Origin of the sequence: Myroides sp. NP-2, assembly GCF_014145665.1 — a bacterium.
Classification (GTDB): domain Bacteria; phylum Bacteroidota; class Bacteroidia; order Flavobacteriales; family Flavobacteriaceae; genus Flavobacterium.
The window spans coordinates 1-14,493 of sequence record NZ_JACHTD010000020.1 but is presented as its reverse complement, the minus strand read 5'-3'; the positions used below and the strand labels follow the sequence as shown (position 1 = coordinate 14,493).

The following is a 14,493-nucleotide window of genomic DNA, read 5'->3' as shown; positions in this document are numbered from 1 at the left end:
CACGTTTACTAATTTAATAATTTTGTAGGATGTATGCTTTAGTAGATTGTAATAATTTTTATGCGAGTTGTGAAAGGGTTTTTAATCCCACATTGCGCCATAAGCCAATTGTTGTGTTAAGCAACAACGATGGCTGTGTTGTGGCGCGTTCTAACGAAGCAAAAGCACTCGGTATTCCAATGGGAGCACCCGCTTTTGAATACAAAAAGTTATTTCAGGATAATAGTGTAAATGTATTTTCATCAAACTACGCTCTGTATGGCGATATGAGTAACCGTGTAACTCGAATCCTTAGAAAATATACACCTGATTTAGAAGTTTATTCGATAGATGAAAGCTTTTTACAATTCAAGGGATTTGAAAATTATGATTTAGTATCGTATGCAAAAGCGATACGGAAAGAAGTGCTTAAAAACACTTTAATTCCAACGTGTATTGGAATTGCGCCCACAAAAGCATTAACTAAAGTGGCCAATAGGATAGCTAAAAAATATCCGCAATTAGAAGGTGTATATGCTATAGATTCCGAAGAAAAACGGATTAAAGCTTTGCGATGGTTAGCTATTGAAGATGTATGGGGTATTGGTAGACAATTTGCTAAAAAATTAAAGGCAAAAGGAGTAAATAAAGCATTAGATTTTACAAATCTTCCTGATGAATATGTCCGAAAGGAATTTACTGTAGTTGGTTTACGACTAAAAAAGGAATTAGAAGGCATATCTGCTATGGAACTTGAAGATGTAAAAACAAAAAAGAATATTGCTACGACAAGATCTTTTGATAAAACGTATGAAGATAAAACCTATCTACAAGAGCGCATTGCTACTTTTGCAACCACCTGTGCCGAAAAATTACGCAACCAACATTCTACTTGTAGAATAGTTACTGTTTTTATTTTTACCAATAGATTTCAAACAGATAAACCACAATATTACCAATCTGTAAACGTAACCATCCCCTACCCTACTAATTCATCAATTGAGATAATTAAGTATGCTAAAAAAGGTTTAGATATTATTTTCAAAAAAGGATATGGATATAAAAAAGCTGGCGTTATTGTTGGAGGAATAAGTCCTGAAAGCGAAAAGCAATTCAACTTATTTGAAGATGAGCACCCACAACACCGCAAGCTGATGAAGGTAATGGATCAACTTAATTTTAAATATGGAGTAAAAAAATTAAAAATTGGTTCACAAGCACTGGATAAAACATGGAAGATGCGCCAAGATCTTTTAAGTCCAAATTATACAACTAATTGGAAAGATATACTTAGAGTAAAATGATAAATTTTAAAAAAGCACCGTACTTCGGAACAGAATTGGAAAATCTAACCATACATAGTGATGGTGAAAAAAAATATGTTCAAATATTAGGAGGTGTGCGTGCAGGCTTTCCTTCACCTGCTGAAGATTTTTTAAGTGATCGTATTAGTTTAGACGAACGCTATTTATCGAAAATAGAAAGCACTTTTCTTAATTTAGTTAAAGGACGATCGATGTATCCCGAATATCAGGAGAATGATATAATCATTCTACGTACAGATTATGAACCGTGTCATAACGATGATATTGTAGTGTCGATTAATTCATCAGAATATACTTTAAAAAGATATGATAAGCACAATAGTACTTTAATAGCTTTAAATTCTGATTACGCAAAAAGCGTAAAAATTGATGAAGATGATGAAGTAATAATATTAGGTGTGGTAGATGCTTTGATCAGAGATAAAAAGAAAAGAAATATATAAATATATTTCTATGTATATATTTATATATATCGTATTATAATCAAAAAATAAAGCCGTATCTTAATGTATACGGCTTGTCTATTATTTTTTAGATTCTTCTAAAGATAACTTTCTAAATTCTTTTAAAAGTTTCTCTAAAGCTAAAGATGATTTTCTCGCTCTTGTTCCAGCAGCTTTATTTTCTTTTTCCATTTGTAATTGAGCATCTGAATTGAACGTTTCAAATTCTGCGTTCAACTGTTCTAAAAGTTCTTTCATTATAATACTATTTTATGCAAATATAGCATTTGAAACAGTAATAGGGAGGAACTTTACATTAATATTTTAATGCTTTAAAATTGAAAATTATCATAATCATCTTTAAAAAGTAAGACTAAATTATAAAACAATATTTAAATATAAAGCTAGCTTTATATTTAAATATATGTATATTTATATATATTGCTATACATATATGTTTTTAAATATATGATAACAAGTAAGTTATTATGACACTTTACATTTAAAATTTTCATCTAATGAAAGCCTTCCCTCAAAATCTTTATCTTTCCATCTAAAGGATTTAACATCAGTTTGATCTCCTCTAAGTAATACTTCTACATCAATAAAAGATAAATTATAGTCAAAAATAGATAGCCAAATTATAAAATCACATTTAATATCTGATAAGTAATTAGTACAGCCAAAGAATTTTTCCATTTTTAATACAGTACCGCTACACTTCGGACAATCTCCTAAAGAGTAATCAAATTGCACTTGAAAAGTACTGTCATTTACAAAAAGTTTTGCTTGAAAATTAATTCCTTGTTTTGAAGTAAAATTTAAAAAAGGAGTGTAGTTGCCAGTAACTAATAATCTTACAATATCTTCAGTCATTACAGTTCCATTATAAGAACGGTAAATAAACATTCCACATTTTCGATTAAAATAATTTTCGCATCCCCAGCCTTGCTTTGTTCTTAGAATTTCGCCATCACAATTAACACACTTAACATTATCTACAATTTGATTTCGAAACTTATAATTAATATAACCGTGTACTATTTTTAATGCAGCTTCAAATTTTTCACCTTTATCATCCACAAAATCTGAATAAATTTTTGTTTCGTAATTGTGAAGTAAGTCAAATAGCATTTCGGGAGTGATAATTTTTTTCGAATAAGATTTATAAATAAAAAAATTGCACAACTTCTTATTATTTTCAACGAAATTACATTGAAATTTATCCTCAAACTCTAAAAGCTCTCCTTTGTTGCAAATGGGGCATGTACCAACTCGTTTCATTCTATAAAATTAGCTATTATTTACAAAAATTCGCCGGGCACTGGTGAAAATATCGTCTTTCCTTTTCGGACTTTTTTATCAATAATGGGAAAAAGATTAAAAAAATTCCTTTTAAAATGGGAATATGATTTTATGCGTTTCTTAGTTTAATTTTAATATTAATTTTAATATTAATTTTAAGCAACTGTTTTTTTTAGATATAAAGTATTGTTTTGTAGGGTTTTATAGCCTATATTTTAAGTTATTTTGGGTAGTGGAATCTCGAAGATATGGGTAGTAGAATGTCGAATGCTTGGGTAGTGGAATCTCGATTTTTGGGTAGTGGAATCTCGAAATAAATTTATGTGGGTAGTAGAATCTCGATTTTTGGGTAGTGGAATCTCGATTATTGACCTTAAAAATTGACTTTAAAATTAAAAAAAGTATGATGGGTAGTGGAATGTCGAATATTAAATGGAAAAAATGCATAAAATTTGGGTAGTGGAATCTCGAAATAAAGGGAAATGATGATTTTTCATTGAATTTTGGGTAGTGGAATGTCGATTTTTAATTACTAACTCAAATAAAGATACGTTAAATAAATAATTTATATTAGGATAAACAGCATAAATATGTGCTAAATTGTACGAACATTCTCATATAAAGCAATGATAACTAATACATTACTAGCATATGGGTAGTGGAATGTCGAAATATATATGTAAGTTATCTTTATATATCAGTGTGTTTATATAATGATGGGTAGTGGAATCTCGAAATTGAAATTTAAGTTAGGTGCTAAATTTCAAATATATAAATACCGAAACTAAATGATCATCAACCAGGTATCTTATTTAATTTTAATTCATTAAGGATTAATGGGTAGTAGAATCTCGAAATAATTAAGTAATTAATCTTGATATATGAAAGGCTTTATATAATGATGGGTAGTGGAATGTCGAAAACTAAAAGAAAAGATTTCTTTAATTTATTAATAGTCTTTTTTTAATGATGGGTAGTGGAATCTCGAAATGTAATTAGAGAATATTCTATATTTATTAATAGCTTTTTTTTAATGGGTAGTGGAATCTCGAAAATATTAATAAAAAATGCTCCTACAAAGGAGCATTAAAAATTGGGTAACCCTTAGGGGATATTTGCGCATGTTTCGTTACAGAATAAATAGAAATAACTTCTTCTTGAATATCATCTAACAATTCTGAGAAAGGAATATCAGTAATTAAAGGTTTGTTATTATCTTTTCTTCTTGCTGTATTATATTTCTTAACCACATTCTTATATGCACTGCTAAAGAGAAACTTTGCGCCAAAATCAATATTAAATATTTTTTCCAAATGCTCTAACTCTTTTTTAGTCAGATTATGTCTTTTCTTAATATAAGAAAGTTTATATAATTTAAATTGATCGTCCTGACTTGTAATATTCGAAGATTCTGCTGCGCCACTTCCAATGGATCTAAGCTGATATCTAGTTATACCTATGTAATTTCCATTTACAGAGCTATTAAAAGAGAAAGAGGAGGATTTGTCTAACACTTTCTTAATCGGGTCTAAAAAGCCTTTTTTAAGCGTTCTTAAATCTTTGTAATTTATTCCCCAGGTTCTATTCATATATTCTAAAGTAACCTTGGTTCCATCTTCTCTAAGAGTATTTAACCAGAGTGCAAATAAGAACTGTTTGTGAGATTTTACAGAATAGACTAAAGAATATAGAACGTAATTATAATTAGCTAAAGCTACTATCTTTTTAAACCAATAAGGATTAATATAAAAAGATACTTGCCCTTTATAAATGGTTGGATCAATAATTAATCCACCATAAAATTGTTTTTTTTCTACTTCCCCTTTTGAGTTATAAAACTTGACAGTATGCCATTCTTGTTTATAATTAACTAAAAATTGAAGTCCTTTTTTAGTTAACTCTAAATTTCTTGATTTAGAAATATCAGAAGATTTCATTACTATCTTAGCATAAGATTCGTCGTCTTCTAAATAAGTTTTCTTAAATAAATCTAACTGGAAACTATCATCTGAAACTCCATATTGGAACTGCTTGTTTCGTAACGTATTTAAAATATTAATTATAATACGGTTCGCCTCAATCGGCATGGATTCTTTAACAACGAAATTGCCATTATCTTCATGGAAAAATAGATCTCGATAAAATTCATTAGAAATTTTCACCTTATCAGCAATCTTATTGCTGCTAAAGGTTTCTTTTACTTTATTATCTTTTTCTTCCTCATTCATAACTTGTAATTTTCTCTCTCGTTAAAGTGCTGTAATTTAATAAATTTTTTAGTGACCAAATAAAATTTAATCGTATATTTGAAATACGAAAAGGAAAACAAAATTTATTTTGTTTCCGAAAGAGGGGCTTCGGCTCCTCTTTTATTTTATGGTCGGGTAGGGTTCTTACCGTTTAAATAGTTAGCTACTTGTTGCTGACTTTCTTTTTCATAAACATTACAGAATAACCATTTGTTTTCTCCTGTAAAGTTTTCATCAAAATACTTAACCAGGCGTTTTACTCCAGCTGATCCTTGTACAGCACGATATTTAACCCAGTTACCATTTAAGAGCTTTACGTTTACTACATATACTTTATTTGACCTTTCCATGATAACGCTTTAAGAATTCATTATATTCTTCTTCATAAACGTTTACTAATGCAGTATTAATTAATTCTTTCACAGTCATTCCCTCAATCAATGATGCTTTATTTTTAAGAAATGTAATCATTTCGCTCGGAACTTTTACATACAATCCTTTTTCAGACGTAGAAGGTTTCTGTACCGGTACAACTTTTTGTACTGGTGTTTCTACTTGTGTTTTTTTTACCTGATTAACTAATGCAGATAAATCTACTTTTTTATTAGCCATTACTTAAAAGTTTAATCATTAATTCTCTTGTCAAATTCTGAAGTTGATTACTCGCTTTGTGCTTTCCTTCAACTCCTTTGGTTACAATACTGTTGGTAATTGCATCATAATCGTTGATTACAGTGTTAGCAATAGGAACATCCAACTCATTAAAATTTTCACTTAATCTATCTTTAAGTGATGAATTAGCTTTAATTCTATTAAAAACGATTAAAGATCGATCTACAGCATTATTATCTTTAATAATCTGTACAGTTTTATCAATAGCTAATAAATCATTAATACTCGCTTGCGTTGGTATTACAATTAAATCAGCTTGTTGTACCAATGAGTGTATTTCTTCGAATAGGTAAGGAGGTGTATCGATAATGATGAAATCGAAATCTTCATGCGGTATTTTATTAATTTTACGATCCACATCAATATACGTCAACTGGTCATTTAAGTCTTTTACTTGAAGTAAAGTACCTTGATAATCCCAATCAATTAAGCCAACCTTCGCATCTTGGTTAAGTAAATTTGCAACATTATAAGATAATGTACTTTTTCCAACACCACCTTTCTGATGAGTAAATAAAATGATCTTAGCCATAATTCATCTATTAATTTTCATCAAAAATAAATCAAAATATATTGATATACAAATATTTGTATAGTTAAATATTAATATATTTAGATATAAATATATATTTATATACTATTAAAAATGTATGAAATAATATTTTATAAATACCTTATATCAAAAGGGTTAAGCACACTAATTTCTATCGTAAAAGAACAACTAAAAACTAATCCGATTAAAAGAGGATTTGTTTTGTGAATGTACCCTTTAATTATTTACAACAAGGAGATATTTTCCGAGTGTAAAGTATTAAAGGAGGTAGATAGAAATTTAACTTTTAAATAGGGTGGGTGGGGTAAGAAAATATTAAGGTACGAATATAAGGTATCACTAACTAAATCAATCCGCCCCGGAGGGGCAAATTTTTACGCCCTTTATTATTTTAAAAGGCGTAAAAGGTTTATGATTTAAGGTAATTTATTGCTTTGTTCGCATAACCAAATGCTTCTTCTAAAATTTCATGTTTTTTCTCTTCCGCTGTATGCTTTAACCAACTTTTTAGATAGATAATTGAGTTAATAAACTGCTCCGAATAATTAAATTCTAACGAAAACAATAACGAACCCAATTCAGCAACCAATTCTTCAAAAGCGTATTTATTTCTGCCATCTTCAAAATCTTGGTCTAAACGGTTTAAGCGGTCTTTGTGTCCAGTCCAATGAATAATTTCATGAAAAACAGTTGAATAATATGCTTCCATATTTTTAAAATATTGTGGTTTTGGTAAATGAATTTCATCTCTTCCTGGAATATAATACGCTTCGCCTTGTACTAGATGTTGTAAGGATAAATTTTTGTGTTCAATTAAATTATTAACTCAAGTTTCGCACCAATTTACTTTCACGTAGTAGCCTGATATTTAAAGTGATAATTATTGGATAAAAGTCCAAAAGATTCAATATTATCAATTATTTTAGTTGTAATATCATGAATATCAATAGACTCTACTAGTTTTTCCAAAACATCAAGTATTAAGGCTACTACAGCTAATAATCTAACGTTCAATTTGTTTTCAATATAATCTTGCTGGAGGTCTTTAAATAGACCTCCAATAGTTTCATAAGCTTCCATTCTATAACGGATACTTATGAGTAAATACTGTATAAACACAATAGTTGTTTGCGCTATCTGAATATCAAAGTTTGTCGATTGAGCTTTACCAAGTCCTAAGAGCTGTTTAGCTTCTTTGAAGAATACTTCTATCGACCATCGGATACTATATATTTCTATTACTTTGACGAATTTTAATGATGTATCTGTAGTTATTAATGTATGCCATTTGCCATTAATGCCACGTTTTGAAATAAATACTTCAACATCAAGTCCTTCAATATTAGTTACATAAGAGTGATAATAATAGTTGAATTTACGGCATCTTTTTGGTTTTTTGTCTTGTTTTTTAAGCTGTGAAATCGTTTTAATCCTCGACTGAACTTCAATCTTGCTATTGTATTTATACATACCAATAATATGAGTTTTCCCACAGATACTACGTAGTTTTTTGAGTAGACTTATACTTGTAAACCAAGTGTCTGTCAAAATATAATCCACTGTTATTTTGCGCTTTATCACTCTTGAAAACATTTGTACTAATACATCTGTCTTCTTTTTGTTGAGTTCTAAATATCTTTTTGCAGCAACGGTTTTCGAGCATCGAGGAGTCTTTTTTTGAGCTTGACGTTGTTTTGCAGTTAAACCATATTTCAGTTTTGACTTTTTGCTTTCACGGTGTAAACTAAAATCTACTGGAATAAATACGCTACCATTCCAATATCCTGCTACTAAAATCTTGTATCCCAAGTAGAAACTCTTTGATACATGATTGTATATTTTTGAAACACCTTCAATTGTTTTACCTGTTTTAGCAAGGTCAGAATCATCAAAAATCAAGCATTTTGTAGCATCTTTTTCAGGTGTAAAAAGTTCTTCTTTAAGTAAATATTGCATGACAAACTGATATAAGAATGATCTCCAGTCAATGTTTTGATTCGACAATAGACGGTAGTAAGAATCTTTACCACAGTTATTTATATCAGCGTCTTTATTCTTAGATAAAGAAAACACAGAACTAATACCGATAATGGGAAGTATTAAAAGTATGGAAATTAAGTCCTTAAATGTATAACCCGATTTTTTACACCAATCAAACTGTTTTGTTATCTTATTAAAGCCTAATATGTTTAAATGTGAATTTAAATATTCAGAACTCAACCAAACCTTTTTGAACTTTCCTTTTATTTCTTGAACTTTAGTAATATCTTCGTATTGTAGCATGTTTTGTACTTTGTGTGTCGTAACTTAAAGATACAATAAAACCAAGGGATTACCTTGGTTTACATGCTATTTTTTCACTTCTATAAGCCCCAGTTTTGGGTGCGAAACTTCAGTTATTAATAAATTTTTCGGCACCTTCGTCAAACTCAATGAATTCAATATCTGCAATAATTGGAAAGTCACAATCATTTATATTTTCAATGTTATCCGTATGAAATACACGATAATACTTAATAAAGCTTTTTACTCGATATTCTTTTTGTTTTGTGCTATCTAAAGCCTTAAATTCAGCAAGTTGAATACGTTCTTCCGTTTCTTTATGTCTAATATCATAACTAAAGTATTGTATTGGTAATGACTTTGAACCTTTCTTAATTTTACCTTTTGATTTAGTAATTTGATTAAAAGTTGCATAATAGCAATTTGAACGTTTATTTATCAGCATATCAAGTGCCAATATAAATTGGTTTAATCGTGTGTAAGATTGTAAAGAAAGTCTATTAGCAGGCATAAAAGATACATTTTCTTTTAAAAAATGTTGCCAATGTTTCTCTTCTACACTTTCCAACTGTTCAATAATTGAACTAAAAAACAAATCGTTATAATTATTCTTTGTAGTTTGAGCTTGGCTCTTTTCTGTTGTTTTAACGATTCTTTTTGCTTGGGGAGTTTTTAAACTTGTTTCCATAATGAAATAATATTTAATAGTTCTACAATTTTTATTAATCATTCTTCGTGAGTTGTCGCTTATGGCTTTTCTGTGCGAAATAGAACTATTGCCTACCGAACGATTTATAAAAGGAAAAATCCATTGGCCGCTACAGAAATGAAGCTGACAAATGGATTCGACTGGTAAATATATTTAGGAGTGTCTGCGAGTTAGAAATACACGATAGATAAACTGAAAATTGGCGTTATTTTTCCTGAAAATAATGACGATTTTAAGGCCAACTATATTGATGTAGTTCTTGTGAAGTAGAAACCTTAATAGATTTTTATAAATCGGAATAGGCAATAATTTTGCAACAAGAAAACCATATATGGCGGCCATTCCGAGTAGAATGATCTAAAAAGAGGAAGAACTATTTTTCAATATGCTGATGGAACAATAAAAACCAAACAAAAAGAAAAAATTAAAACATAAATTAAATTTCCTTTTAACTGGGATAAACACACTAATTTCTATCGTAAAATGAACGACTAAAACTAAACCGATTTTAAGAGGTTGTGTTTTGTGAATTTATTGTTTAATTATTTACAGCAAGGGGTTATTTCCCGGGTGTAAAGTATTAAACAGTTAGATAGAAATTTAACTTTGAAATAGGGTGGGTGGGATTATTATAATGTTCATTTATAAAAAATCAATATAATATAAAGAGCTTATGAACAACGAAACTTCCATATTCGTATTTTGTATATATTTTATTTAAAATCGCATTAAAATTTAAAATTACAATACAAATTACGCACTATATATTTTTATTATATACCGTATTATATCTATTTTGATAAAGAATAAACAAATAATTTCTTAAATAAATGTAATTGCGTATATTTGGGAGCTAGCAGCAATTTTGCCGAAAAACTTAGCTGAACTAATTCGGAAAAACATGGGAGAAACAATTACACTTAAAGCTGATACTTTCAAATATCCAACTAAAGAAGAAAGGCGCAAAATAAACAATATTATTCCCAAAATTGAACGCTTTAATGTTGAGTATAAATCCGCAACCATAGGAATTCTGCAAAATTCTTCATTTGAAACAGCAATTAGAGAAGAAGACATCTATTGGTGGTGTAATTGCGTAAATAATCGACTTGGAAAAATGGAAGAAACTTTTGTTTACGTAAATACTCATTATTTAAGGGAACTAGAAATTAAAAACGATGAAGCAGTAAATCAATATACTGACAAACTATTACTTGAATATTTTATTGAAATCTTTTACTACTATTATTTCTCAACTAGAGATGTAATTGGGCAATTACTGAATGTCTACTGTGATTTAAAGCTTAGAGAAGATAAGATATTTTTAAATGAAAAATTCCTTGAACAAATACATACAGAAGAAATTAAAAATGCTTTGACAGACTTTTTAAACAACACAAAAGATTCTTATAATATTAGAAATTCCTTTAATCATAGATTTACTCCAATTAATAAAGATTTTAGAGCAACCAAAAATGTTATAAAAGATGGTAACACGATTAAGTTTTATTCAGCAAAGGATGTGAAAATTGAAGTATTTATAGCTGACATTGAAAGCCTGATGAAACATTTTGCTCATTTAACACAAAAACTCGTTTTAGAAATCAAATAAAATACTGCTGCTAATAACTAAGCTTTAGCTTCGCTCTGTTCGGGCAAAGCCCTCGGGTCGTCTTGCCCGGATGGCACGAGATGAATTGAAAATCACTGAACACCTAATTAAATAATAGACAAGTGAAGTAAAGCCCGTTGAACCCTTCGATAAACTCACGGCAGGCTCACCGTAGGAAGCTAATAAAGTATTATGGAGTTTTCGAAGTGCAGCTTTAAGATATACTAGCAGTAATTTTACGATTACTGCTTTTTTTATAGTTAATTTAGCATTTTTGTCTGTATAAACCATTGATTATAGGCATAAAACCGTGAATTATGAATACCTAATGGATTTATGAAATATTAACTATATTTGAAAGGAATTTGTGTTCTTTTTTCACAGACTGCCGTTATGCACAATTGTAAACCTACATCGTTTTATGATTCTAAAGAAAATTCAAATAAAGCGTTTTAGATCTATCTTAGATTTAAAGTTAAATTTAAATACTTCTAATAATTTTTCAACAATATGTGGTGCTAATAATTCTGGTAAAACAAATGTTTTAAAAGCACTAAATATTTTTTTCAATCCTGAACAATACAGTTTAACAGAAGATATTCCAAATCATAAGTTAGGTTCTAGAGGAGGTTCAACATATCCCGAAATAACTTTAACATTTGAGAAAAACAATATTCAGCATATTATCAAAAGAGAATTCGGAGTTAATGGAATAGATAAAGAATCCTACGAAAAAATTATAATTGAAGAAGGTCAGCAAAACAAAAGTCTTGGTGATAATAAGGAAATTGGCAGAATATTAAATCAGATTTCATTTTTCTTCATTCCTGCAATTAATATCTCTTTTCCAACTTTAATAAATAACTTAATAGATGATGTTTATGAATTAGAATACGAAAAAGCTAGATTTAGTGGGTTAAAAAAAGATTTAAAGGATTCTTTTGAAAGTTATAGCAAAGGTTTACTTGAAATATTAAATAAACTTGCCTCTGAAATAAATCCAATTTTTAAAGAATTCAATTCAAATTGGAGCGTAAGTTTTGAAAACACTTCTGACGTTAAAAAATTTAAAGATTTAATTTCTGAAGATGTAGAATTCTATTTAAATGACTTATCCAATAGGAACATTGAAGGAAAGGGATCTGGTCTACAAAGATTAGGTTATATATTATTGCACAGTAAAATAATATCTAAATTAAAAAAGAAGAATGTAATTTTTTGTATAGACGAACCAGATGTCTACTTGCATCAAGGTCTTCAGAAAAAATTACATAATCACTTATTAGATATTGCTAAAAAACACCAAGTTATTGTAACCTCACATTCTCAAACATTCATTGACTGTTATAAATTAGACAATGTATTTTTACTGGATTTAGAAGTCGGAGAAGAAAGAGAATATCAAAGAACAAAATTAAAATATCATCCCCTTAATACTTGTTTAATTGATATTAAGCAGGAAAATGGTTTAAAAAAAATTAGAGAGTATTTAGGTATAACAGATGAAGATTTTGAACTTTTGGATAATTATAATATTATATTAGAAGGAGAGTCTGATAAGAAATATTTATCTGAAATAAGTAATTTCTTCGGTATAAATATTCCTAATATTATTTCTTCAGGCGGTGCTACAAAAATTGACAAATATTTAGAGTTTTACAATAATTTTTACACTGATAGAGATTTCAAACCAAAAATTAGAGTCATTTTTGATAATGATGAAGAAGGGCGTAAAGAGTATAATAGGATTAAATCCAAAATTAAGTCATTTAAAAATATTGTTGTAACAATAGAATTTATTCCAAATTGTTTTGGTGAGACTCCAAATTTAGATGATGTAGGGCATAACAAGGTAAAAAGTAATTTTGAGGTTGAAGACTTTATTTACCCAGAAATTCTACATCATTTATCTACGGAACTTTCTAAAAAAGTTAACTTAAAGACGTTTAAATTTAATAAACTTGAAAGTAAAATTAAAGCTATTACATTCAAGGACAAAGGGATATTATACAACATTGAACTTCTTAAAAATGAAAACAATTTGGAAGATGGTTTAAAAATTGACTTTTCAGGAGAACAAGCTAAAAATGGGATGGTTGGTCTTTTCAATATTAAAGGAAATAAGAAGTTAAGCGAGATGATTATAAATGCTGACTCAAAGTATCCTGAAGTTAAAAGTTTCTTACAAAAAATATCTAAACCATAACAACTGTACATAATAACTAAGCTTTATCTTTGCTCTGTCCCTTCGGTCGAAACGTCTTGTTTGGAAGACAAGAGATGAATTGAAATCACTGAATACTAAAACAAATAATAAACCATGAAGTAAAGCCCGTTGGACGAAATGTAATTTCAACGAATACCAAAACAAATAAAGTAAAATGAGTTAAACCGTAGGGAGCTTAATCCGTATTATGGAGTTTTCGAAGTGTAGTTTTAAGATATACGAGCAGTAATTTTACGATTACTGCTTTTTTTATAGTTAATCTAGAATTTTATCTGTCTAAACCATTAGTTATAGGAATAAAACCGTGAATTATGAATACCTTATGAATTTAAGAAATATTAACTATATTTGAAAGGAGTTTGTGTACTTTTTTCACAGACTGCCGTTGTAAGCAATTAGAAAAATGAAACAAGAGAACAAATTTTTAAATACAGTTTTTATAATCTTTTTAGGACTGATTTTGGTTTCTATGTTCAAATATTTCCATTTTTTAAAACAACCTGAATTTATACAAGACCAATATCAATCGTTTGTTTCTTATCCTGGAGTTGGTGGAATTTTATCTATACTTACAATAACTGGAGCAATGTTTTTAGTTATTAATATTTGGAAAAAATCTAAAGAGGAGAAATTAATAGAAAGTGGAAAAGAAAACGAAGTTGAAAAAATTAAAAAACTTTTCGCAGAGGGAATTTTAACAGAGAAAGAAGTGCATAATAAATTTGACATACTACTGACTGAATTAAAAAAAGAAACGGAGGAAAATGATTTAAAAGCTAAATCAAAAAGAGAAAACGAACTGATTGGGCAACTTGCGGAACTGAAAAACAAAGGACTCTTGACAGAAACTGAATTTGAATTAAAAAAGGAACAAGTATTGTCTGGAAAACAAATTGAAACGGAATAAAATAACTGCTTACAATAACTAAGCTTTCGTCTTGCCCGGAGGGCACGAGATGAAAGCCCGTTGAACGGAACCGTAGGAAGCTAATAAAGTATTATGGAGTTGTCGAAGTGCAGTTTTAAGATATACAAGCAGTAATTTTACGATTACTGCTTTTTTTGTGTTTGTTTCTATTTTTTTACATTGTTTTTCGAAACAACCAAACACAAGTTCCCTTACCCATAAAAGTTAA

The 14,493-nt window shown here is 28.9% G+C and carries 14 protein-coding genes; 5 read left to right on the top strand and 9 right to left on the bottom strand.

Annotated elements, in window-relative coordinates; all coding sequences use genetic code 11:
• Nucleotides 1-29 precede the first annotated feature (29 nt).
• Together H4K35_RS14615 and H4K35_RS14610 are read left to right on the top strand one after the other, a co-directional pair.
• Nucleotides 30-1,283 (top strand): Y-family DNA polymerase, encoded by a 1,254-nt coding sequence (locus H4K35_RS14615; RefSeq protein ID WP_182628683.1) that lies wholly within the window; start codon nt 30-32, stop codon nt 1,281-1,283.
• A complete protein-coding gene (locus H4K35_RS14610) occupies nt 1,280-1,747 on the top strand; it encodes a LexA family transcriptional regulator (protein WP_090410427.1) in 468 nt (155 codons plus the stop codon). Before H4K35_RS14615 ends, H4K35_RS14610 begins: the two co-directional genes overlap by 4 nt.
• A gap of 81 nt (nt 1,748-1,828) precedes the next feature.
• On the opposite strand, the gene H4K35_RS14605 is transcribed toward H4K35_RS14610, so the two are convergent.
• The 9 genes from H4K35_RS14605 to H4K35_RS14565 form a co-directional block, all read right to left on the bottom strand.
• A complete protein-coding gene (locus tag H4K35_RS14605) occupies nt 1,829-2,005 on the bottom strand; it encodes a histone H1 (RefSeq protein ID WP_090410428.1) in 177 nt (58 codons plus the stop codon).
• Between the two features lie 228 nt (nt 2,006-2,233).
• Nucleotides 2,234-3,031 carry a topoisomerase C-terminal repeat-containing protein gene (locus H4K35_RS14600; protein WP_182628682.1) on the bottom strand — a complete coding sequence of 266 codons (798 nt, stop codon included), beginning with the start codon at nt 3,029-3,031 and terminating at the stop codon, nt 2,234-2,236.
• A gap of 1,094 nt (nt 3,032-4,125) precedes the next feature.
• The gene (locus H4K35_RS14595; RefSeq protein WP_182628681.1) at nt 4,126-5,280 is read right to left on the bottom strand and encodes a hypothetical protein; all 1,155 of its coding nucleotides are present in this window, start codon (nt 5,278-5,280) and stop codon (nt 4,126-4,128) included.
• Nucleotides 5,281-5,426: 146 nt separating this feature from the next.
• Nucleotides 5,427-5,651: a hypothetical protein gene (locus H4K35_RS14590; RefSeq protein WP_182628680.1), complete on the bottom strand. Its 225-nt coding sequence runs from the start codon at nt 5,649-5,651 to the stop codon at nt 5,427-5,429.
• A complete protein-coding gene (locus H4K35_RS14585; RefSeq protein ID WP_090410432.1) occupies nt 5,635-5,913 on the bottom strand; it encodes a hypothetical protein in 279 nt (92 codons plus the stop codon). The genes H4K35_RS14590 and H4K35_RS14585 overlap by 17 nt, the downstream gene beginning before the upstream one ends.
• A complete protein-coding gene (locus tag H4K35_RS14580; RefSeq protein ID WP_090410433.1) occupies nt 5,906-6,505 on the bottom strand; it encodes a ParA family protein in 600 nt (199 codons plus the stop codon). Before H4K35_RS14580 ends, H4K35_RS14585 begins: the two co-directional genes overlap by 8 nt.
• Nucleotides 6,506-6,935: 430 nt before the next feature.
• A complete protein-coding gene (locus H4K35_RS14575; protein WP_182628694.1) occupies nt 6,936-7,340 on the bottom strand; it encodes a zincin-like metallopeptidase domain-containing protein in 405 nt (134 codons plus the stop codon).
• Between the two features lie 35 nt (nt 7,341-7,375).
• On the bottom strand, nt 7,376-8,809 hold the full coding sequence (locus tag H4K35_RS14570; RefSeq protein ID WP_182628679.1) for a transposase: 1,434 nt from the start codon (nt 8,807-8,809) through the stop codon (nt 7,376-7,378).
• 109 nt (nt 8,810-8,918) lie between these two features.
• Nucleotides 8,919-9,497 (bottom strand): ArdC-like ssDNA-binding domain-containing protein, encoded by a 579-nt coding sequence (locus H4K35_RS14565; RefSeq protein WP_182628678.1) that lies wholly within the window; start codon nt 9,495-9,497, stop codon nt 8,919-8,921.
• A 922-nt stretch (nt 9,498-10,419) separates the two neighbouring features.
• Here H4K35_RS14565 and H4K35_RS14560 point away from each other — a divergent pair.
• The 3 genes from H4K35_RS14560 (at nt 10,420) to H4K35_RS14550 (ending at nt 14,264) form a co-directional block, all read left to right on the top strand.
• Nucleotides 10,420-11,130 (top strand): Cthe_2314 family HEPN domain-containing protein, encoded by a 711-nt coding sequence (locus tag H4K35_RS14560; protein WP_182628677.1) that lies wholly within the window; start codon nt 10,420-10,422, stop codon nt 11,128-11,130.
• Nucleotides 11,131-11,551: 421 nt separating this feature from the next.
• On the top strand, nt 11,552-13,336 hold the full coding sequence (locus H4K35_RS14555) for an ATP-dependent endonuclease (RefSeq protein WP_182628676.1): 1,785 nt from the start codon (nt 11,552-11,554) through the stop codon (nt 13,334-13,336).
• A 424-nt stretch (nt 13,337-13,760) separates the two neighbouring features.
• Nucleotides 13,761-14,264 carry an SHOCT domain-containing protein gene (locus H4K35_RS14550; protein WP_182628675.1) on the top strand — a complete coding sequence of 168 codons (504 nt, stop codon included), beginning with the start codon at nt 13,761-13,763 and terminating at the stop codon, nt 14,262-14,264.
• The last annotated feature ends 229 nt before the right edge of the window (nt 14,265-14,493 follow it).

What these genes read in the sequence shown, in the direction of transcription:
- H4K35_RS14590 (WP_182628680.1), bottom strand. Translation starts at nt 5,651, where the DNA reads ATGGAAAGGTCAAATAAAGTATATGTAGTAAACGTAAAGCTCTTAAAT.
- H4K35_RS14550 (WP_182628675.1), top strand. Translation starts at nt 13,761, where the DNA reads ATGAAACAAGAGAACAAATTTTTAAATACAGTTTTTATAATCTTTTTA.
- H4K35_RS14615 (WP_182628683.1), top strand. Translation starts at nt 30, where the DNA reads ATGTATGCTTTAGTAGATTGTAATAATTTTTATGCGAGTTGTGAAAGG.
- H4K35_RS14560 (WP_182628677.1), top strand. Translation starts at nt 10,420, where the DNA reads ATGGGAGAAACAATTACACTTAAAGCTGATACTTTCAAATATCCAACT.
- H4K35_RS14570 (WP_182628679.1), bottom strand. Translation starts at nt 8,809, where the DNA reads ATGCTACAATACGAAGATATTACTAAAGTTCAAGAAATAAAAGGAAAG.
- H4K35_RS14555 (WP_182628676.1), top strand. Translation starts at nt 11,552, where the DNA reads ATGATTCTAAAGAAAATTCAAATAAAGCGTTTTAGATCTATCTTAGAT.
- H4K35_RS14595 (WP_182628681.1), bottom strand. Translation starts at nt 5,280, where the DNA reads ATGAATGAGGAAGAAAAAGATAATAAAGTAAAAGAAACCTTTAGCAGC.
- H4K35_RS14605 (WP_090410428.1), bottom strand. Translation starts at nt 2,005, where the DNA reads ATGAAAGAACTTTTAGAACAGTTGAACGCAGAATTTGAAACGTTCAAT.
- H4K35_RS14585 (WP_090410432.1), bottom strand. Translation starts at nt 5,913, where the DNA reads ATGGCTAATAAAAAAGTAGATTTATCTGCATTAGTTAATCAGGTAAAA.
- H4K35_RS14565 (WP_182628678.1), bottom strand. Translation starts at nt 9,497, where the DNA reads ATGGAAACAAGTTTAAAAACTCCCCAAGCAAAAAGAATCGTTAAAACA.
- H4K35_RS14600 (WP_182628682.1), bottom strand. Translation starts at nt 3,031, where the DNA reads ATGAAACGAGTTGGTACATGCCCCATTTGCAACAAAGGAGAGCTTTTA.
- H4K35_RS14580 (WP_090410433.1), bottom strand. Translation starts at nt 6,505, where the DNA reads ATGGCTAAGATCATTTTATTTACTCATCAGAAAGGTGGTGTTGGAAAA.
- H4K35_RS14610 (WP_090410427.1), top strand. Translation starts at nt 1,280, where the DNA reads ATGATAAATTTTAAAAAAGCACCGTACTTCGGAACAGAATTGGAAAAT.